Here is a 381-nt window from a genome sequence, read left to right as displayed (position 1 = left end):
CCAGCACTCTCATCGCTCTACGGCTTCATGAACGACCGGCTGCCAGCCGCGTTCGCTAAGTCAGAGGAACGAGCCAAGGTCTTCGCGACCACGCTGTCGACCTTCCTGGCCCGGCTCTCAGCATTCCAAGCCGGGATAGCATCCGGAGCCCTGACACCGGATCTCGTCAAGGCCCTCGGTCTCGACCCGTCCAACGGCCTCGGCAAGGTTCTAGGCGAGGCCATCGGCGGCATACGCGCCTTCCGCGCAGCCTTCTCGGCGGCCGACGGCGACATTACCTCATCCGGGTTCGCCGGGTTCATGGAGCGCTTCGGATACGGCACCCGCGTTGCACTGGACGAAGCCAGAGGAGGCTTCCTCGCCTTCAAAGCGGCCTTCGTA

1 protein-coding gene is annotated in these 381 nt (G+C 64.6%); it reads left to right on the top strand.

Annotated elements, in window-relative coordinates; all coding sequences use genetic code 11:
- Positions 1-27: 27 nt before the first annotated feature.
- Positions 28-381: hypothetical protein (locus AC3XQU_RS23195; RefSeq protein WP_489876509.1), on the top strand; the 354-nt coding region annotated here is incomplete at its 3' end.

It is taken from the genome of Telluria sp. AZSoR62 (assembly GCF_058111565.1).
The sequence above is the reverse complement of the archived record's forward strand: the minus strand, read 5'-3'. Positions and strand labels throughout refer to the sequence as shown.